The following is an 18,739-nucleotide window of genomic DNA, read 5'->3' as shown; positions in this document are numbered from 1 at the left end:
TCTCGTCATGTTAACGCGATCGGCCGGAGAGCCGTTCGGCCATCCACAGGCTGTGGGTTTCCCCGAGCCGCCGAAACGGCACGCGCGTCGGCCGCGCGAACGGGATCCGCGCAGGTCACCGCGGGCACGGATTTCGGGATGACCGGGAGGGGCGGCTCGGGCCATCATCCTGGGATGAGCGATACGGCGGCACGGAGCGGTACGGAACCTGCGGAGCAGGACGGACAGGAGACGGCGGAGCCGTCTCCCAAGGAACGGTTCGAGCGGCGCGTGGTGGCCTGGAAGGCGGCCGGGCGGGTCCTGTGGCGGCCCGGCTACCAGCAGACGCTCCGCGAGCGCCTGGACTGGCTGAGCGAGGCGGCCGGCGACGTATGCGATCTCGACGGGCGGATCGACATGTACGGCGACGGCGTCGTGGAGACCCTGGAGGAGCGGGTCGCCGGACTGCTGGGCGCGGAGGCGGCGGCCTTCTTCCCGACCGGGACCATGGCCCAGCAGGTCGCCCTGCGCTGCTGGGCGGGCCGCACCGGGAACCCGACCGTGGCCCTGCACGCCCTCAATCACCCCGAAGTCCATGAGCGGCAGGCGTTCAGCCAGGTCAGCGGGCTGCGCCCGGTCCGTCTGACCGATGAGCCCCGGATGCCGACCGCCGAGGAGGTACGGGACTTCCCCGAGCCGTTCGGCGCGCTGCTGCTGGAACTGCCGCTGCGGGACGCCGGTTTCGTCCTGCCCACCTGGGAGGAGCTCACCGAGGTCGTGGAGGCGGCCCGGGAACGCGACGCGGTGGTCCACATCGACGGGGCCCGGCTGTGGGAGTGCACCCCGCACTTCGGCCGCCCCCTGGCGGAGATCGCCGGCCTCGCGGACAGCGTGTACGTCTCGTTCTACAAGTCGCTCGGCGGCTTCGGCGGTGCCGCCGTCGCGGGGCCGAAGACGCTCGTGGACGAGGCGAAGACCTGGCGGCACCGCTACGGCGGCATGATCATCCAGCAGTTCCCGACCGTCCTGTCGGCGCTGATCGGCCTGGAGCGGGAGCTGCCCCGGCTGCCGGACTACGTCGCCCACGCGCGCGTGGTGGCCGGCGCCCTGCGCGAGGGCCTCACGGAGGCCGGGGTTCCCTTGGTCCGCGTGTTCCCGGAGGAGCCGCACACCCACCAGTTCCAGGTCTGGCTGCCGTACGAGCCGGACGTCGTCGCGAACGCGGCGCTGCGGCAGGTCGAGGAGACGAAGACCGGCCTGTTCGCCCAGGGGTGGAACCGGGGCGGCCCCGGACTGGCGTACACCGAGGTCACGGTGGCCGGGCCGGGTCTGGAGTGGACCGCGGACGACGTGAAGGCGGCGGCCCGCGCGTTCGCGGGGATGCTGCCGGACCGGACGGGCGCGTAGCACGGAGGCACCGGAGTGGCCCGGACCCCGGCCCCGTGCGGCCCGGGGTCCGGGCCGCTCCCGGAGTCTCAGCGGGCGGGCCGCCGGTGCCGGCCGTGCAGCCACCGGCTCAGCGCTCCGCGGAGGCGGCCACGGGCCGGATGCCCGGCCATCACGGCCCGGAACCGGCGGTAGTCGCGCAGCTCCCGGGCGACCTCCCGGTCGTGGCTGCCCGGTGCCGGAGGAGCGGCCTCCCCGTGCTGCGCGGCCCGGTAGCCGTCCAGGAAATACTGCTGCGTGATGCTCATGACCGATCCCCTCTCGGGACGAGGGCCGAGATCCGAGGATGCCGTGCGAATTACCTCATTTGCCCCAGTTGCCCCAGGTTGCGCTTGATCGCAGCGGCTGTCGCCCCGATTGACGGCTGCCGTCAATCGACGGCGGCCGCTGTCGGTGGCGGGGTGCACCATGGGGTCATGAGCGTGCGCATCGACATCGGCGGGCTGCGGCCGGAGCGGATCGCCGTCGTGCCGTCGCCGCTGGCCGAGCTGGGGATGGCACTGCACGCGCTGGCCGAGCCGGGACACCACCCCGGGCTGCAGGGCTGGGTGGCGGGGGTGAGCGCCGGACTCGATCCCCATCTCGCGGACCGGATGTGCGAGGCGGACTTCCTGTGGCGCACGACGTTCTCGGACCTGTTCCTGCCGTGCGCGGGCATCCCCGGCGGGGCCTCGCTGCCGGGCGCGACGCTCGCCGAGGACCTGGACCTGCTGGACAAGCTCACGGACGAGCAGTTCGTGGACGCGGCCCTGGAGTTCACCTGCGCCCTGGCCTACAGCTCCGAGGGGCCGCACGCCCTCTCCGACACCGAGGTGCAGCGGCGCGCCGTGGACCTGGCCGCCTCGCGCGGGCCGCAGCAGACGCGGTTCACCGAGCGGCTGCTGGTGGACCCGCCGGGCGTGCGGGCCTGGCTGCGGCAGTTCCTGGAGGACTGCGACGAGGCCTTCTTCGCCGAGACCTGGTCCCGGCTGCGCCACCCGCTGGCCGCGGAGGCCCGCCACAAGACGGATCTGCTCCGGCACAAGGGCCTGTCCGAGGCGCTGGCCTCCGTCTCCTCCGCCCTGTCCCTGGACGAGACGGCGCGGATCATCACCGTCGACAAACTGACCGAGGGAAGCACGGTCACGGCCGACGGCGGTCTGCTCCTCGTCCCCACCAGCCTCGGCCGTCCCCATCTGATGGTGCTGCACCGGTATCGGTGGCAGCCGGTGCTGCACTACCCCGTCAGCTCCCCCGAGCTCACCGCCCCGCCCTCCGTCGAGCAGCTCACCCTGCGGATGGCCGCCCTGTCCCACCCGGTCCGCATGCGCATCTGCCGCCACCTGGCCCGCAGCGCGTACACCACCGGCGAGCTGGCGCAGGTGCACGGCATGACCGCGCCGGAGATATCCCGGCACCTGGGCGTGCTCAAGAAGGCGGGCCTGATCACCACGCGGCGCCGCGGCCGGTACGTGCTGCACCAGCTCGACGTCGGTGTGGTGGCACGACTGGGCAGCGACTTCCTGGAGGGACTCCTGCGTTGAGGTCCGCTCCGGGTGCGGGCGGTGGGTGGGTCGGTGACGTGCCGGTGCATCAGCCCGTCGCCGTTGCGTGAGGTGTGGCCGTCGGTGGCGACGGGCATCGATGTACCGGCACGTCCCCTCACGCCGGATTCCGGCTGCGGGTCCACGTTCGCTCGGGTTCGGGCGTGAGTTTCAGCCCCTCCGGCTATTGAGGAGCGGGGTCTAGGGGCGGGGTCTGGGGGCGGGGTCTGGGGGCGGGGCCCAGGTCAGTCGAAGCGGATGTGGCGCGCGCTCGTCCGCGCGCGCCGCAGACGGCCGCGCAGGGCCCCGTCCCGGTTCGGCGTGAGCGTCAGTCCCGCGAGGACGGCTATCCGGTCGGCGGTCCTGGCGACCGTCGTCCGGTCGGTCCACAGATGCTCGGCGAACTCCGGCTCCCGCAGCCGCTCCAGGCAGTGGTCGAGCCGTCCCACGGCCCAGCTCTCGCGCCGCAGCGGGGTGTCCTTCCCGGCGACCTGCCCCACGAGGTGCCCGAAGCCGCGTTCACGCAGCCGCCGCAGGACGGTCTCACGCTCGGCCAGCAGCGTGAAGTGCCGTACGTCGTGGCCCAGTTCGCGCAGCCGCCCGACCGTCTCCCCGAAGTACCCGGGGTCCGTGACCGTCATGGGGGCGATGACCACACCGTCCCGCTTGCCGAGCGCGAGGTCGAGCACCTCGACCACACCACGCCGCCAGGACACCAAGTCCTGGAAATCACCCCGGAGTTCGGGCGGAAGCATGCGGTGCAGGCCGAAACCGGCGTGTTCCGGGTCGCAGATGACGCTGCCGGGCAGCCGGCGCTGGATCTCGTGTGCGGTCTGTGTCTTGCCGCCCCCGAAGGGCCCGTTGATCCACAGGAGCATGGGCAGACCCTAGTGCGCGCCGGTCACATCCCGGTCACGCCCCCGCGCCCGCCCCATGGCGCCCCTCCGCCGACGGCGCGGCGCGGGCCGCGGCGGCCGGCTGGCTTCAGCCGAGCCCGCCCGCCCGGACGAGCCCCGTCTCGTAGGCGAGGACGACCACCTGGACGCGGTCACGCAGTCCCAGCTTGGTGAGGATGCGCCCGACGTGCGTCTTCACGGTGGCCTCCGAGAGCACGAGACGGGCCGCGATCTCCCCGTTGGACAGCCCCTGCGCGACGAGGATCATGACCTCGCGCTCGCGGTCGGTGAGCCGTTCGAGACCCTTGTGCTGGGGCTCCCTGCCCGCGTTGGGCAGCAGCGGCGCGAACCGGTCGAGCAGACGCCGGGTGGTGGACGGCGCGACCACGGCGTCGCCGCTGTGCACGGAGCGGATGGCGGCGAGCAGTTCGCCCGGGGGCACGTCCTTGAGCATGAAGCCGGAGGCGCCCGCCTTCAGACCGGAGAACGCGTACTCGTCGAGGTCGAAGGTGGTGAGGATCAGCACCTTCGGCGGGTTCGGGTCCGAGCAGATGCGGCGGGTGGTCTCCACGCCGTCCAGTTTCGGCATGCGCACGTCCATCAGGACCACGTCGACCTCGGTGGCCCTCAGCACCTGCAGGGCCTCGACGCCGTCGCCCGCCTCGGCCACGACCTCCATGTCCGGCTGGGCGGCGAGCACCATCCGGAAGCCGGTGCGCAGCAGCACCTGGTCGTCGACGAGCATCACGCGGATCGCCATCGGGGGCCTTTCACTTCGTCGGGCCGGTCCTCAGGACCGGGTGCGTACGGACTGGCCGGTCGCGAGGACCGGGGTGGGCGGAGGACCGGGGTGTGTACAGGTGTCAGTGGGCCGCTTTGAGCGGCAGCAGGGCGCTGATGCGGAACCCCCCGCCGGGCCGCGGCCCCGCGTCCAGGGTGCCGCCGACCATGCCGACGCGCTCCCGCATGCCGATCAGGCCGTGGCCCTGCCCGTCGGCGCCGCCCTCCTCGTACAGCTCGTGGGGCGCTCCCTTGCCGTCGTCCTCGACGAGCAGACCGAGTCCGTCGTCGAAGTAGACCAGACGAACGCTCGCGCCCGCGTTCGGGCCTCCGTGCTTGCGGGTGTTGGTCAGCGCCTCCTGGACGATCCTGTACGCCGTGAGCTCGACACCGCTGGGCAGCGGGCGGGGGGTGCCCTCCACCTTGAAGTCGACGGGCAGGCCCGAGGTGCGGCACTGCTCGATGAGGTCGTCGAGCTGCTCGACGTCGGGCTGCGGCACGTACTCGCCGACCTCCTGGTGCTCGCCGGTGCGCAGCACGCCGAGCAGCCGACGCATCTCGGCGAGGGCCTGCCTGCCGGTCCCCGAGATGGTCTCCAGCGCCTTCCTGGCCTGCTCCGGGGCGGTGTCCATGACGTACGCGGCACCGTCGGCCTGCACCACCATGACGGAGACGTTGTGCGCGACGACGTCGTGCAGCTCGCGCGCGATCCGGGCGCGTTCGGCGGCGACCGCGACCTTGGCCTGCGCCTCGCGCTCCTTCTCCAGACGGGCGGCCCGCTCCTCCAGCTGCGCGAGATAGGCGCGGCGGGTCCGGAGCGAGTCGCCGAGGACCCAGGCGAGCGCGAACGGAACGGTCTGGAAGATCGCTATGAAGACGCCGCCGGGCTCGCTGGTCCCGTGCGCCGGCCAGCGGAGCTGCGCGATCGTGCCCGCGCACAGACCGCCGACCAGCGCGAGCCGGGAGGCCCAGCGGGCGCCGTTCGCGGCGACGGTGTAGATGATCACCAGCATCGCGAAGTCCTCGGGCGCCGACGGCACGTCCAGGACCAGCTGTGCGAGGCCCGCCAGTACGGCCAGGACCAGCATCTTCTCCGGCATGCGGCGGCGCAGCGCGACGACGGCGCTCAGCGCGACGGCGATCGGGAGCGCCACGGCGGTCGACGACGGTCCCGTCGCTGCGCCGTTGAGATTGCTGATGCTCACCCAGGAGATCCCGAGCAGGGCGACGGCCCAGAAGCTGTCGACCCATGTCGGGTACCTGCGGAGAAGGTCATAGAGGCGCTGCACGTAACCCAGAGTAGGGAGGCGTTCGGTGTGCCCGGGTCAACCGGAGGACCGATCCGGGACCGCCCGTCGTACTCCCCAAGGTGGATGCCCCCGCTTCGGAAGGCTCAAAGGCCCGTCCGGACCGGCCCGGGTCCGCGGCCCGGTCCGGACGGCGGCACCGCCTAGCCTGGCCCCGTGGAACGTGCGGCGACGGGTGAGTGGCGTGGGTGGCGCGAGGCGACGGAGGAGGCGCTGTACGGTCCCTCGGGCTTCTACCGGCGGCCCGAGGGGCCGGCCGGGCATTTCCGGACCTCGGTGCACGCCTCCCCGCTGTTCGCGGGCGCCGTGGCACGGCTGCTGTGCCGCCTCGACACGGCTCTCGGCCGCCCGGACCCGCTGGCCTTCGTCGACATGGGGGCCGGCCGCGGCGAGCTGGTGACCGCCGTCCTCGCCGCCCTTCCCGCCGAGGTGGCCGGCCGCACGCGCGCGTACGCGGTCGAGCGGGCGGACCGGCCCGCCGGCCTCGACCCCCGGATCTCGTGGCTCACCGAGCCGCCGCGGGGGGTCACCGGGCTGCTGTTCGCCAACGAGTGGCTGGACAACGTGCCCGTGGACGTCGCCGAGGCGGGCCGGGACGCGGTGCCGCGGCTGGTCCTCGTCCGCGGCGACGGCACCGAACGTCTCGGGGAGCCCGTCGCCGGGGAGGACGCCCGGTGGCTGCGGACCTGGTGGTGGCCGCGGTCCGGCCCACGGCCCGCCCCGGGAGCGGGACAGGGCCCCGCACACGGGCGGAAGGCACCCGGTCCACACGGAGCGGGGCCGGATCCCACGCCCGCACAGGAAGCACCCCACCCGCAGGAAGCAGGGTCAGACCCCGTGCCCGCCCACGAAGCGCCCCGTCCGCACGGAGCCCGGCCGGGCCCCCTGCCCGTACAAGAAGCACCCCGTCCACCGGGGGCGGGCGCGGCCGCCGGAGAGCCCCTCGCGCCCGCCGAGGGCGCCCGGGCCGAGATCGGGCTCCCCCGGGACCGCGCCTGGGCCTTTGCCGTGTCCACGCTCGACCGGGGGCTCGCCGTCGCCGTCGACTACGCCCACTTCGCGGACGGACGGCCGCCCTTCGGGACCCTCACCGGTTTCCGGGAAGGACGCGGGACGGCACCGGTGCCGGACGGCTCCTGCGACATCACCGCGCACGTGGCGCTCGACGCGTGCACGCTGCCCGGGGGGCGCGTGGTGACCCAGCGCGCGGCCCTGCGCGCGCTGGGCGTGAGCGGCGCCCGCCCCCCGCTCTCGCTCGCGTCGACGGATCCGGCCGCCTATGTGCGCGCCCTCGCGGGCGCCGGACAGGCGGCGGAGCTCACCGCGCCGGGCGGGCTGGGCGACTTCGGCTGGCTGCTCCAGCCCGTCGGCTTCCCCGACGGGCTCCGGGACTCCGCCGACGCCGTCCTGCGCGATGCCCTGCTGCTCGGCGTGCCCGGCCGCGAAGGCCTACTTGTCGATGTCCCCGACCACGAAGAACAGTGACCCCAGGATCGCCACCATGTCGGCGACCAGCGTCCCGGGCAGCAGCTCGGTGAGCGCCTGGATGTTGTTGAAGGAGGCGGAGCGCAGCTTCAGCCGGTACGGGGTCTTGTCGCCCTTGCTGACGAGGTAGTAGCCGTTGATGCCCAGCGGGTTCTCGGTCCAGGCGTACGTATGTCCCTCGGGCGCCTTCAGGACCTTCGGCAGACGCTGGTTGACCGGACCGGGCGGCAGCTCGGCCAGCCGGTCGAGGCAGGCGTCCGCGAGGTCCAGGGAGTTGTGCGTCTGCTCCAGGAGGCACTCGAAGCGGGCCAGGCAGTCGCCCTCCTCGCGCGTGACGACCTTAAGGGTGTCCTGCAGCTCCCCGTACGCGAGGTAGGGCTCGTCGCGGCGCAGGTCGAAGTCCACGCCGGAGGCCCGCGCGATGGGGCCGCTCACGCCGTACGCGTGCACGGCCGCCGGGGCGAGGACGCCCACACCGCGCGTACGGCCCCGGAAGATCTCGTTGCCGAGCACCAGGTCGTCGTACACGCTCATCCGCGAACGCAGCGCGGCGACGCAGGCCCGCGCGCGCGTCGTCCATCCGGCCGGGAGGTCCTCCTTGAGGCCGCCGACGCGGTTGAACATGTAGTGCATGCGCCCGCCGGAGATCTCCTCCATGACGTGCTGCAGTTCCTCGCGCTCGGTGAACGCGTGGAAGATCGGGGTGATCCCGCCCAGTTCCAGGGGGTAGGAGCCGAGGAACATCAGGTGGTTGAGGACCCGGTTGAGCTCCGCGAGCAGCGTGCGCGTCCACACCGCGCGCGCGGGGACCTCCATGCCGAGCATCCGCTCCACGGCCAGGACGACGCCCAGCTCGTTCGAGAAGGCCGACAGCCAGTCGTGGCGGTTGGCGAGCATGATGATCTGGCGGTAGTCGCGTGCCTCGAAGAGCTTCTCGGCGCCGCGGTGCATGTAGCCGATGACCGGCTCCGCGTGCTGGATCCGCTCACCGTCGAGTACGAGCCGCAGTCGCAGCACGCCATGGGTCGAGGGGTGCTGGGGGCCGATGTTGAGCACCATGTCGGTGCTCTCGGCGGCGCCGCCGACACCGACCACGGTCTCCGTCGTAGGAGTCATGGCCACAGTCTCTCGTACGTACGCTTGCTCCATGGAGACGGGGAGCGTGCGGGCCGAGGGGAGCGCGCCGGGGGAGCCGGTCTGGACCGGACTGCCTCCGGGGCTGCTGCGGATGCGAAGGCTGTTGCTGGTGGTGTGGCTGGGACTCCTGGCGATCGTGGTCGGGCTGCTCCTCGTCCTGTTCGCCGGTCCGGGCTGGGCGGCCTTCGCCCTGCTGCCGCTCGCCCTCGCCGGGTGGGGCTGGCGCATGCTGGGGCGCAACTGGCGCTCCTGGCGGTACGCGGAACGCGCCGACGACCTGCTGATCAGCCGGGGGGTGCTGTGGCGTGAGGAGACCGTGGTGCCGTACGGGCGCATGCAGCTGGTCGAGGTGACCTCCGGGCCGCTGGAACGTCACTTCGGGCTCGCCAGCGTGCAGCTGCACACGGCCGCCGCGGCCACCGACGCCTGCATCCCGGGGCTCGATCCGGCCGAGGCCGAGCGGCTGCGGGACCGGCTGACCGAACTGGGCGAGGCACGATCGGCGGGCCTGTGAGCACGGCCTCCCCGGAGCCCTCGGAGCACTCCTCCGCCGCACCGGACGGCCTCCCCGGCGCTACGGCCGGGACGGACGGCCTCTCCGGCGCCACGGTCGGGGTGGACGGCCTCCCCCGTGCCAGGGCCGGGACGGACGGCAGCGGTTCCGTGGCGGACGACGTCGGTTCCGCACCGGACGGCAGCGGTTCCGTGCACGACGGCTACGGCCATGGTTCCGTACAGGACGAGAAGCCTCTGTCCGAGCGGCGGCTGCATCCCGTGACCCCGTTCCGGCGCGCCTGGGCGCCGGTCGCCGTCCTCGCCGGCTGGGCCGTCCACGACCCGGGCCAGGCGCAGGAGCAGCTCACCCGGCTCACCACGACCGCGCTGCTCGTCTCACTCGCCGTGATCGTCCCGGGCGCCGCCCTCTACGGCTTCCTGAGCTGGTGGTTCACCCACTTCGCGGTGACCGACACCGAACTGCGCATCCGTACGGGCCTGTTGTTCCGCCGCACCGCGCACATCCGGCTCGAACGGCTCCAGGCCGTCGACATCACCCAGCCGCTGCTGGCCCGCGTCGCGGGTGTCGCCAAGCTCAAGCTCGACGTCGTCGGGACCGACGAGAAGGACGAGCTCGCCTACCTGGGCGAGGGCGAGGCCCGCAGGCTGCGCGCCGAACTCCTGGCCCGGGCCGCCGGGTTCGCGCCCGAGTCCGCCTCCGAGGTCGGCGAGGCACCGGTGCGGCTGCTGCTGCACGTCCCGCCCGCCGTCCTCGCCGCCTCCGTGCTGCTCACCGGTGCCACCTGGGCCTCCCTGGTCGGCGCGCTCGTCGTCCCCACGCTGCTGTGGTTCGCCACGCACAGCGCCTGGACGGTCCTGGCGACCGGGCTGCCGCTGCTCGGCGCGGCGGGCGCGAGCAGCGTCGGACGGTTCGTCGGCGAGTACGACTGGACGGTGGGCGAGTCCCCCGACGGCCTGCGCATCGACCACGGACTCCTGGACCGCACGCACGAGACGGTGCCGCCCGGACGCGTGCAGACCGTACGGATCATCGAACCCCTGCTGTGGCGCGGCAGATGGGTACGCGTCGAGCTGGACGTCGCCGGGTCGTCGAACTCGGTCCTCGTGCCCGTCGCCCCGCGCGAGGTGGCCGACGCCGTGATCGCCGCGGTGCTGCCCGGCGTGACCGTTCCCGCGTCCCTGGAACGCCCGCCGCGGCGGGCCGGCTGGTGCGTGCCGTTCTGGTGGCGCGGGTACGGGCTCGCCGTCACCGACACCGTGTTCGCCGCGCGCCGGGGACTGCTGCGGCGCCGCCTCCACCTCGTCCCGCACGCCAAGGCGCAGAGCGTCCGGCTGACACAGGGGCCCTGGGAGCGCTTCAAGGGGCTCGCCGACGTCCATATCGACGCCGGAGCCGGCAGGACGGTGACGGCGCGGCTGCGGGATGCCGCGGAGGCGGCGGACCTGCTCCAGGCACAGGCGGACCGGTCCCGCACCGGACGGCGGGAGGCCCGGCCGGACCGGTGGATGGCCTGAGACGCACCGGTCCGCCGGGGGCTCGAACGGGTGAGGGCAGTGGCGTGGTGCCACTGCCCTCGCTTCGTCACGTCTGCCCGGCGGCCGTCCGGCTCAGGAAGCCGCGCTCCGCAGCCCGGTCATGTCGATGTGCTCGGTCTCGTCGTGCTCGGTCAGGTCGATGACCTGACGGTCGGCACCGTCCGAAGCCTCGCCCGCGGGCCCGGCCCCGGCCTCGGCCTGGTGCGCGGCGAGCGCCTCCTGACCGACCACATCGGCGAGGTCCTCGTTCTGCACGGCCTCCATCGCGGCGGCGTCCTCCCCCTCCGTCTGCGTACCGAAGAAGTCGAACCCTCCCTCGACCGAGGGGCGCACCGGCGCGGTCTGCGGGACGACGGCCACCGCCGTCGGCACGGTGAAGTGCCCGGAGCGCTGGGCGGGTCTGGCGGGCGGAAGCGCCGCCCGTGACGGCGACGCCGTCACGGCCCGGCGGGACGTCCCGGGCGCGGCGGGCGGCGACGGCTCGGCCTCGGCGGCCGCGCGCTGGTGCTCGCGGGCCGCCTCGGACTTCCCCTGCGCCCCACCCGCCTCCGCGACGGCGTCCGAGGACGGACCCGTCTCGGCGGCCGGTGCGTTCTTCGGAGCGGCCTCGCCGTTCGCGACGAGGTCCCTCGTGGCGACCAGGTCCTTCGTGACGGCCGCGCCCTTCTGCAGCGCCGCGCGCTTCTTCGCCGCCGCGTCCCTCCGGACGGCCGCGTCGAGCGCGGACCCGCTGGGAGCGGGCATGTCGTTCAGGGACCCGGCCGTCGCCGGACCGAGGTCCGTGTCCGGCAGCGCGAGGGCCACGGACGTCGAAGCCGTCCCGGCGCCTTCCGTCCCCTCCGCGTCGCCCGCTGTCCGGCTCGACGCCGCTCCGGCCCGCAGGAAGAGCGACGAGCCGGCCGGGGAGAACACCTCGGGGGACTCGTCGGTCCCGGCACCGGCCTCCGCCTTCGCGTCCCGGTCGTACTGGGCGTCGGGGAGATCCGTGTCGTCGTCGGGTGCGATGAAGGCCTCGATGGCGTCGTCCGTCCCGCTTCCGGACGCGGACACTCCACTCGCGGAACCCGCGGAACCCGCGGAGCCCTCGGACTCCGCCGTCTCGTCGGACGACGCGGACGCCTCGGATCCGTCCGGTCCCCCGGACGTCCCGGGCGCCACGGACGTGTCCGTCGCGTCCGTGTCCACCGCTCCGGAGGAGTCGGTGGCGTCCGGAGCGTCCGGCGTGCCGTGCGCGTCCGGTGCGTCGGAGGAGTCGGTGCTCTCGATCTCGTCCGGGGCCGTCCGCGCGGCCGGCAGGGCGCGGGCCGGCACCGAAGCCTCTATGGCGAGCTGCCGACGCCCCTCCAGGGCGGTGGCCCGCTCGGTCTCCGCCGTGGCGTACCGCCGCAGCAGCGCCGCGTGCTCGTTGCGCAGGCCGGCCAGCTCGGTGCGCTTGGCGCGCAGCTTCTGTTCCAGCTTGGCGCGCAGTTCGCGCGACTCGTCGAGGTCCGTCTCCAGTTCGGCGACGCGCTCCTCATGGCGCCACTCGTCGCTCGCACGCGCGCGCGTGAGATCGGCGACGCGTTTACCCGCCGCGGTGTCCCATTGACGCAGGACGACTGCGCTGACGACCGCCGTCGCCGCGGCACCCGCGGCCAGGACACGGAGCGCGAACGCGTCCGTGAACAGCCAGGGCCCTATGGCGAAGACGAGCGACACGCCGGCGATCGCCGAAGAAGGCAGCACCCTGTGCAAGGGCGGGGAATGGCGGTGGCGTCCACGTGGCATGGCCAGAAACTTACCGCGCGTAGGCGAATCTTGGTGCCCCGCACGGTAAAAACACAGCCTCCCCGGAGGCTTTGTCCTGTACCGGTCGGCGGCAGAGCACACTACTTGTCCCACAAAGCCCGCCACGCCCCCCGATCTCACCGGCTCCTCGATCAATTCCGGCGGCTCCGGAAGTCACCGAATCGGAATCATCGGCGGACGGCATTCCCCCGCGGGACGGCATTTCTCCGTGCCGGGCAGCCCAATTGGCCCGCCCCGCAGGGCCGGTACGCCCCGTCCCGGTCCGGCACTCCCCGGCCCGGGACGGCACCGCGTCCGGGCCGCCCGGACGCGGCAGCGCACCGGCACGGCCCCGTGCCCGCACCGGAACCGCACCCGTGCGGTCCCGCGTCAGCGGTCGCTCAGCCGTCCGCTGATCCACTGCAGCGTCGCCGGGATCTCCCGCCGCCAGGTGTTGAAGTTGTGGCCGCCGCTGTCGAGGATGATCGACGAGATCCTGGTCGGCCTCTTGGATTTCACCAGGTCTATGAAGTCGAGCGTGGCCTTGTAGTTGGATTCGCCCGCTTTGCTGCTGGTGACGAGGAGCGAGGTGTCCGGCGCGGGTTTGTTCCTCAGGTACCAGCGAAGGTCCGCGCTGTTGCGCAAGGCCTTGTCGCCGCGGAAGAGGTCGCCCGTCGTACGGTCGATCGGCGCCTTGTAGTACGGCGACAGGCCGGCGCCGGCCGCGTACGTCCCGGGGTGGTGGACGGCGAGTTTCAGCGCGCAGTACCCGCCCGTCGAGTCGCCGATGATGCCCCAGCTCCGGGGATTTGTGCCCACCCGGTAATGGTCCGACACGGCTTCGGGGAGGTCCTTGGCGAAGAAGGACTCGGTCTGCGGGCCGCCGGGGATGTCCACGCACTCGGTGTCCCGCGGGGGAGCGACGGTCGGCCGCAGCATCACCAGGATCATCGGCTGGGCCCTGCCCTCCCTGACCAAACGATTCTCCGTCTGCGGGAAGTGCAGGGCCTTGATGAGCGCCTGGGCGGTGCCGGGATAGCCGGTCAGCACCGTGACGGCAGGGAACGTACGCGTGCGGTACCTCGGCTGGAAGTACTCCGGCGGCAGATAGACGTACGCCGGTGTGGCGATCCGGGTCGTACGGCCGACGATGTCGATCTTCTGGATCTGACCGCCGGTCCCCGGCCGGCCCCCGCCCGAGACCATCACCTGCTCGGTGTCCACCACCTGGAGGGGGCCGCCGCCCGGACCGCTCGCGCCGTTGTGGTCGACGACCACACCCTCGCCGCGCTCCCGGCCGAGGAGATCCGCCCAGCTGGCGTAGAACCCGAACGCCTGGTTGGCGCACAGCCCGACCGAGGCGAACAGCGTCACCTGGGTGGCCAGCAGCAGACCGATCCGCCCGCTGACGGACCACCAGGTACGCCGGGCGAGCCGCGGCCACCACCACACCGTGCCGATGAAAAGCAGCACGGCGAGCAGAACCACCAATGCCAGCACCTTGTTGCTCGTGAGACCCATGGGCTGCTCCGCCTGCGCTTTCCGTCCGGGTCCGTCCCGCGCATTGGCGAGCCCTTGCCCTGGACTTTCCTTGCCTTTTGAACCGGCTTTCCGGAAGGGAGTGAACCTGTCTCCCCAAGACACCGTCCTAGAGGGCGCAATGTCGCCGGATGCCGGAATGGCACCGGATTCAAGGTCTCTCGCGGAACCAACGGGATGCGATGTCTGTCAGGATAGATGGGGAATTGTCGGGTGGGGTTCCAGGCCGGACAGGCCGGACTCGGCGCGTACTGCGCGGTCCGAGCCCGGAGGCCGTCCCCGCCCTGATCGCCAGGGCCTGCACGCTCGTAGGTCTCCTGGACATCGCCGCGGGCGTCTTCCCGCGCTTCCGTCACAGCCGTATGCACGCCCTCGCCGAGGTGCTGCCCGGCTCGTTCGGGCCGTTCGCCGCGGCGCTGTCGCTCAGCGCCGGCGTGCTCCTGCTGCTGCTCGCCCACGGACTGCGGCGCCGCAAGCGCCGGGCATGGCGCGCCGCGATCCTGCTGCTGCCCGCGGGTGCCGCCGCGCAGTTCGCGTACCGCCACTCGGTGATAGGCGTCGTCATCTCGGCCGCGCTGCTCGCACCGCTGCTGCGCAACCGCGACGAGTTCGCGGCGCTGCCCGATCCGCGCAGCCGCTGGCGCGCGCTCGCCAACTTCGTTCTCATGGGCGCCGGTTCCCTCGTCCTCGGACTCGTCATCGTCAGCGTCCACGAGGACCGCATGATCGGCGACCCGAGCCTGGCCGACCGCATCAGTCACGTGCTGTACGGCCTGGTCGGCTTCGAAGGCCCCGTCGACTACGCGGGACCCACGTCCTGGACCGTCGCCTTCTCCCTCGGCGCGCTCGGCTGGCTCACCGCCGTCACCACGATCTACCTGGCCTTCCGGCCCGAACACCCCGCCGCCCGCCTCACGGAGGACGACGAGGCCCGGCTGCGCGTCCTGCTGGAGCGGCACGGCGGCCGCGACTCCCTCGGCCACTTCGCGCTCCGCCGCGACAAGGCGGTCGTCTTCTCCCCCAGCGGCAAGGCGGCGGTCACCTACCGGGTCGTCTCCGGGGTGATGCTCGCCAGTGGTGACCCCATCGGTGACGTGGAGGCCTGGCCCGGCGCGATCGAGCGCTTCATGGACGAGGCCAAGGCACACTCCTGGACGCCCGCCGTCATGGGCTGCTCCGAGACGGGCGGCGAGGTGTGGACCCGCGAAACCGGCCTCGACGCCCTCGAACTCGGGGACGAGGCGGTGGTGGACGTCGCGGATTTCTCCTTGTCCGGGCGCGCGATGCGGAACGTGCGCCAGATGGTCAAGCGCATCGAACGCGCAGGCTACGAAACCCGGGTACGGCGCATCCGTGACCTCGGCGAAGGCGAGCTGGAGCGGATACGGCGCGCGGCGGAGGACTGGCGCGGCACCGACACCGAGCGCGGCTTCTCCATGGCGCTCGGCCGTATCGGTGACCCGTCCGACGGCGACTGCCTGATCGCCACCGCGCACAAGACCGACGACCCGCCCGGCCCGTACGGCGACCTGAAGGCCGTCCTGCACTTCGTCCCCTGGGGCGAGGACGGCGTGTCGCTCGACCTCATGCGCCGTGACCGCGCGGCCGACCCCGGCATGAACGAACTCCTCATCGTGGCGGCACTCCAGGCGTCCCCCCGCCTCGGCATCGACCGGATCTCGCTCAACTTCGCGATGTTCCGCTCGGCGCTCGCGCGCGGCGAGAAGATCGGCGCGGGACCGGTGCTGCGCGCCTGGCGCGGACTGCTCGTGTTCCTGTCCCGCTGGTTCCAGATCGAGTCGCTGTACAAGTTCAACGCCAAGTTCCGCCCGCGCTGGGAGCCGCGCTTCGTGGTCTACGCCGCCTCCCGCGACCTGCCCCGCATCGGCTTCGCCGCCATGCAGGCCGAAGGCTTCGTGACCTTCGCCCTGCCCCGGATCCTGCGCCGCCGCGCCCCGGCCCCACGCCCCTGCGCCCACACGCCGACGGAACAGGGGATCAGGGCGGCCTAGGGCCTGTGGTCACGACCGGCCGCGTGGAGCGGCCGGGAGGTGCGGGCCGGGGGCCGTCCGCGCCCCCGGAGGGGCCCGGTGGACCGGCCGGGCGGACGGGGTCCGCGCCCTCGCGCCGAGGATCGCCGTGACCGGCCGGGGCGCCGGGAGCCTCAAGGGGCGATGAGGGTTCCCTCCGGAGGCCTAGGCTGGACGTATGAGTATTGAGCGCGGGCGCGGCCGAGTCGCGGGACTGCCGACGTGGGACCGCTGCGCGGTCATGGGGGTCGTGAACGTCACCCCCGATTCCTTCTCCGACGGCGGCCGCTGGTTCGACACGACGGCCGCGGTCAAGCACGGCCTCGGCCTGGTCGCCGAGGGTGCCGACCTCGTGGACGTGGGCGGCGAGTCCACCCGCCCCGGAGCCACCCGCGTGGACGAGGCCGAGGAGCTCAAGCGCGTCGTCCCCGTCGTCCGCGGACTCGCCTCCGAGGGTGTCACCGTCTCCGTGGACACCATGCGCGCCTCCGTCGCCGAGCAGTCCCTCGCCGCGGGCGCCGCCCTCGTCAACGACGTCAGCGGCGGCCTCGCCGACCCCGCGATGATCCCGGCCGTGGCCGCCGCGGGTGCCCCCTTCGTGGTCATGCACTGGCGCGGCTTCCTGGCCGGTGAGAACGTCCGGGGGACGTACGAGAACGTGGTCGGGGAAGTCCTCGACGAGCTCCACGCGCGCGTGGAGGCCGTCCTGGCGGGCGGCATCGCCCCCGACCGCGTCGTCGTCGACCCCGGGCTCGGCTTCTCCAAGGACCCGGAGCACGACCTGGCCCTCCTGGCCCACCTCGACCGTCTCCGCGCCCTCGGCCACCCCCTGCTGGTCGCCGCCTCCCGCAAGCGTTTCCTCGGCCGCGTCCTGGCCGGCCCCGAAGGCGCCCCGCCCCCCGCGCGCGAGCGCGACGCCGCCACCGCCGCCGTCTCGGCGATCGCCGCCCAGCAGGGCGCCTGGGCGGTCCGCGTGCACGAGGTACGGGCCACCGCCGACGCGGTACGGGTCGCCCGTGCCGTCGAGGGCGCCCGGACCGGCGGGGCGACGGGTCCCGTCGGCGGTCCGGCCGCAGAGGGAGCCCGGTGAGCACACCGCGGACCGACGTCGAACAGGTCGAACTCGCCAACACGGCGTACTACGAGGCGATGGAACGGGGTGACTTCGAGGAGCTGTCCTCCCTGTGGCTCGTCCCGCTGGACACGTCCGACGACGACGTCGAGGGCGAGGGCGCGGTCGTGTCCTGCGTCCACCCCGGCTGGCCCGTCCTGAACGGCCGCGGCGAGGTGCTCCGCTCGTACGCGCTGATCATGGCGAACACGGAGTACATCCAGTTCTTCCTCACCGACGTGCGCGTGTCCGTGTCCGGCGACACGGCCCTGGTGACGTGCACCGAGAACATCCTCAGCGGCGGTCCCGCCCCCGACGACGGCGACGAGCTCGGCCCGCTCGTCGGCCAGCTGGTCGTCGCCACGAACGTGTTCCGCCGTACGGCCGACGGCTGGAAGCTCTGGTCCCACCACGCCTCCCCCGTCCTGGCGGAGTCCGACGAGGAGGAGGACGAGGACACCGCCGGCTGAGCGGACGTACGGCGCCCGGGAGCCGAAAGGTGATTGGAATCGCCGGTCCGGGGTAGGGGCGGCGCTACCGGCCCGTGAGCCGCCGCGTTCCCCAGGGGAAACGCCCGGTGAAGCCTCGTGGCCTTCACCGGTTCGCCCGTCCCCGTGGACGAGCGTTGTCGGTGCCCGCAGGTAGATTCGTTCGAGGCCCGTGTACCGACCCCACTCGGAACGTGACGGCCTTCACCGACAATTGCAGGAGTGATTCGCGTGGATCGTGTCGCGCTGCGCGGCCTCAGGGCCCGCGGGCACCACGGCGTCTTCCAGAAGGAACGCGAGGAGGGCCAGACCTTCATCGTGGACCTGACGCTGGGCCTGGACACCCGGCCGGCCGCGGCCGACGACGACCTGGCGAAGACCGTGCACTACGGCATCGTGGCGGAAGAGGTCGTCGCCGTGGTCGAGGGCGAGCCGGTCGACCTCATCGAGACGCTCGCCGAGCGCATCGCCCGGACGTGTCTCAAGCACGACGGGGTCCAGGAGGTCGAGGTCTGCGTCCACAAACCGGACGCGCCCATCACGGTCCCCTTCGACGACGTGACCGTCACGATCATCCGGAGCCGAGTATGACCGCGTCCTTCACCGAGGATCACAGCGACCCGACCGTCCAGCCGGTGCCCGCCTCCGTGGTCGAGCAGGTCGACGCCGCCGACACGACGCTGAGCAACCCCAGGCGCGCGGTGATCTCCCTCGGGTCGAACCTGGGCAACCGCATGGAGAACCTCCAGGGAGCCATCGACGCCCTGGAGGACACCCCGGGCGTCCGGGTCAAAGCCGTCTCCCCCGTCTACGAGACCGAGCCGTGGGGCGTCGAACCGGGCAGCCAGCCCTCGTACTTCAACGCGGTCGTGGTGCTCAGGACCACCCTCCCGCCGTCCTCGCTCCTGGAGCGGGCCCACGCGGTCGAGGAGGCCTTCCACCGCGTGCGGGACGAGCGCTGGGGCCCGCGCACGATCGACGTGGACATCGTGGCGTACGCCGACGTCGTCTCCGACGACCCGGTGCTGACCCTCCCTCACCCGCGCGCGCACGAGCGGGCCTTCGTCCTCGCCCCCTGGCACGACGTGGATCCCGAGGCGCAGCTCCCCGGCCACGGCGCCGTCGCCCGGCTCCTGGACACCCTCACCCGGGAGGGTGTCGCGGCCCGCGCCGACCTGGAACTCCGGCTGCCCGAGTAG

Annotated in this window: 17 protein-coding genes; 10 read left to right on the top strand and 7 right to left on the bottom strand. The window is 73.0% G+C overall.

The genetic code is table 11. From position 1 onward, the window contains the following. The first annotated feature begins 174 nt into the window (after positions 1–174). Entirely contained in the window at positions 175–1,386 is a 1,212-nt protein-coding gene (locus ACH4S8_RS33020; protein WP_398400634.1) for a threonine aldolase family protein, read from the top strand. A 68-nt stretch (positions 1,387–1,454) separates the two neighbouring features. On the opposite strand, the gene ACH4S8_RS33015 is transcribed toward ACH4S8_RS33020, so the two are convergent. Next, the gene (locus ACH4S8_RS33015) at positions 1,455–1,673 is read right to left on the bottom strand and encodes a hypothetical protein (protein ID WP_398400632.1); all 219 of its coding nucleotides are present in this window, start codon (positions 1,671–1,673) and stop codon (positions 1,455–1,457) included. A 168-nt stretch (positions 1,674–1,841) separates the two neighbouring features. On the opposite strand from ACH4S8_RS33015, the gene ACH4S8_RS33010 reads away from it, so the two are divergent. Next, positions 1,842–2,948 (top strand): DUF5937 family protein, encoded by a 1,107-nt coding sequence (locus tag ACH4S8_RS33010; protein WP_398400630.1) that lies wholly within the window; start codon positions 1,842–1,844, stop codon positions 2,946–2,948. A gap of 245 nt (positions 2,949–3,193) precedes the next feature. Here the strand turns inward: ACH4S8_RS33010 and ACH4S8_RS33005 are convergent, their stop codons facing one another. The 3 genes from ACH4S8_RS33005 to ACH4S8_RS32995 form a co-directional block, all read right to left on the bottom strand. Continuing rightward, positions 3,194–3,826 (bottom strand): AAA family ATPase, encoded by a 633-nt coding sequence (locus ACH4S8_RS33005; RefSeq protein ID WP_398400628.1) that lies wholly within the window; start codon positions 3,824–3,826, stop codon positions 3,194–3,196. Between the two features lie 106 nt (positions 3,827–3,932). Further along, the gene (locus ACH4S8_RS33000; protein ID WP_398400626.1) at positions 3,933–4,604 is read right to left on the bottom strand and encodes a response regulator; all 672 of its coding nucleotides are present in this window, start codon (positions 4,602–4,604) and stop codon (positions 3,933–3,935) included. Between the two features lie 103 nt (positions 4,605–4,707). Further along, positions 4,708–5,913, bottom strand: a complete 1,206-nt coding sequence (locus ACH4S8_RS32995; RefSeq protein ID WP_398400624.1) for a sensor histidine kinase — start codon at positions 5,911–5,913, stop codon at positions 4,708–4,710. Positions 5,914–6,087: 174 nt separating this feature from the next. Between ACH4S8_RS32995 and ACH4S8_RS32990 the strand changes: the two genes are divergently transcribed. Next, complete coding sequence (locus ACH4S8_RS32990) at positions 6,088–7,416, top strand: SAM-dependent methyltransferase (RefSeq protein ID WP_398400621.1); 1,329 nt, start codon at positions 6,088–6,090, stop codon at positions 7,414–7,416. Here the strand turns inward: ACH4S8_RS32990 and ACH4S8_RS32985 are convergent. Then, positions 7,381–8,532: an NADH-quinone oxidoreductase subunit D gene (locus ACH4S8_RS32985; protein ID WP_398400619.1), complete on the bottom strand. Its 1,152-nt coding sequence runs from the start codon at positions 8,530–8,532 to the stop codon at positions 7,381–7,383. The genes ACH4S8_RS32990 and ACH4S8_RS32985 overlap by 36 nt on opposite strands. Before the next feature lie 31 nt (positions 8,533–8,563). Here ACH4S8_RS32985 and ACH4S8_RS32980 point away from each other — a divergent pair, with 31 nt between their 5' ends. After that, on the top strand, positions 8,564–9,067 hold the full coding sequence (locus ACH4S8_RS32980) for a PH domain-containing protein (RefSeq protein ID WP_398400617.1): 504 nt from the start codon (positions 8,564–8,566) through the stop codon (positions 9,065–9,067). A 191-nt stretch (positions 9,068–9,258) separates the two neighbouring features. Further along, entirely contained in the window at positions 9,259–10,584 is a 1,326-nt protein-coding gene (locus tag ACH4S8_RS32975; protein ID WP_398400727.1) for a PH domain-containing protein, read from the top strand. 93 nt (positions 10,585–10,677) lie between these two features. On the opposite strand, the gene ACH4S8_RS32970 is transcribed toward ACH4S8_RS32975, so the two are convergent. Next, complete coding sequence (locus ACH4S8_RS32970; protein WP_398400615.1) at positions 10,678–12,372, bottom strand: hypothetical protein; 1,695 nt, start codon at positions 12,370–12,372, stop codon at positions 10,678–10,680. Positions 12,373–12,762: 390 nt separating this feature from the next. Continuing rightward, positions 12,763–13,893, bottom strand: coding sequence for an alpha/beta hydrolase (locus ACH4S8_RS32965; RefSeq protein ID WP_398400613.1), 1,131 nt, complete (start codon positions 13,891–13,893; stop codon positions 12,763–12,765). A gap of 224 nt (positions 13,894–14,117) precedes the next feature. On the opposite strand from ACH4S8_RS32965, the gene ACH4S8_RS32960 reads away from it, so the two are divergent. From ACH4S8_RS32960 to folK, 5 genes are all read left to right on the top strand, one after another. Further along, complete coding sequence (locus tag ACH4S8_RS32960) at positions 14,118–15,923, top strand: phosphatidylglycerol lysyltransferase domain-containing protein (RefSeq protein ID WP_398400611.1); 1,806 nt, start codon at positions 14,118–14,120, stop codon at positions 15,921–15,923. A 196-nt stretch (positions 15,924–16,119) separates the two neighbouring features. Next, positions 16,120–17,031 carry a dihydropteroate synthase gene (gene folP, locus ACH4S8_RS32955; RefSeq protein WP_398400609.1) on the top strand — a complete coding sequence of 304 codons (912 nt, stop codon included), beginning with the start codon at positions 16,120–16,122 and terminating at the stop codon, positions 17,029–17,031. Then, positions 17,028–17,522: a nuclear transport factor 2 family protein gene (locus ACH4S8_RS32950; protein ID WP_398400607.1), complete on the top strand. Its 495-nt coding sequence runs from the start codon at positions 17,028–17,030 to the stop codon at positions 17,520–17,522. The genes folP and ACH4S8_RS32950 overlap by 4 nt, the downstream gene beginning before the upstream one ends. 249 nt (positions 17,523–17,771) lie before the next feature. Then, the gene (gene folB, locus ACH4S8_RS32945; protein ID WP_398400605.1) at positions 17,772–18,131 is read left to right on the top strand and encodes a dihydroneopterin aldolase; all 360 of its coding nucleotides are present in this window, start codon (positions 17,772–17,774) and stop codon (positions 18,129–18,131) included. After that, positions 18,128–18,739 carry a 2-amino-4-hydroxy-6-hydroxymethyldihydropteridine diphosphokinase gene (gene folK / locus ACH4S8_RS32940; protein ID WP_398400603.1) on the top strand — a complete coding sequence of 204 codons (612 nt, stop codon included), beginning with the start codon at positions 18,128–18,130 and terminating at the stop codon, positions 18,737–18,739. Before folB ends, folK begins: the two co-directional genes overlap by 4 nt.

It is taken from the genome of Streptomyces sp. NPDC021080, from assembly GCF_044333225.1.
GTDB lineage: Bacteria > Actinomycetota > Actinomycetes > Streptomycetales > Streptomycetaceae > Streptomyces.
The sequence above is the reverse complement of the archived record's forward strand: the minus strand, read 5'-3'. Positions and strand labels throughout refer to the sequence as shown.

Excerpts from the sequence above, each read along its gene's own strand:
- ACH4S8_RS33020 (WP_398400634.1), top strand. The coding sequence starts at position 175 with ATGAGCGATACGGCGGCACGGAGCGGTACGGAACCTGCGGAGCAGGAC.
- ACH4S8_RS33015 (WP_398400632.1), bottom strand. The coding sequence starts at position 1,673 with ATGAGCATCACGCAGCAGTATTTCCTGGACGGCTACCGGGCCGCGCAG.
- ACH4S8_RS33010 (WP_398400630.1), top strand. The coding sequence starts at position 1,842 with ATGAGCGTGCGCATCGACATCGGCGGGCTGCGGCCGGAGCGGATCGCC.
- ACH4S8_RS33005 (WP_398400628.1), bottom strand. The coding sequence starts at position 3,826 with ATGCTCCTGTGGATCAACGGGCCCTTCGGGGGCGGCAAGACACAGACC.
- ACH4S8_RS33000 (WP_398400626.1), bottom strand. The coding sequence starts at position 4,604 with ATGGCGATCCGCGTGATGCTCGTCGACGACCAGGTGCTGCTGCGCACC.
- ACH4S8_RS32985 (WP_398400619.1), bottom strand. The coding sequence starts at position 8,532 with ATGACTCCTACGACGGAGACCGTGGTCGGTGTCGGCGGCGCCGCCGAG.
- ACH4S8_RS32980 (WP_398400617.1), top strand. The coding sequence starts at position 8,564 with ATGGAGACGGGGAGCGTGCGGGCCGAGGGGAGCGCGCCGGGGGAGCCG.
- ACH4S8_RS32970 (WP_398400615.1), bottom strand. The coding sequence starts at position 12,372 with ATGCCACGTGGACGCCACCGCCATTCCCCGCCCTTGCACAGGGTGCTG.
- ACH4S8_RS32965 (WP_398400613.1), bottom strand. The coding sequence starts at position 13,893 with ATGGGTCTCACGAGCAACAAGGTGCTGGCATTGGTGGTTCTGCTCGCC.
- folP (WP_398400609.1), top strand. The coding sequence starts at position 16,120 with ATGAGTATTGAGCGCGGGCGCGGCCGAGTCGCGGGACTGCCGACGTGG.
- folK (WP_398400603.1), top strand. The coding sequence starts at position 18,128 with ATGACCGCGTCCTTCACCGAGGATCACAGCGACCCGACCGTCCAGCCG.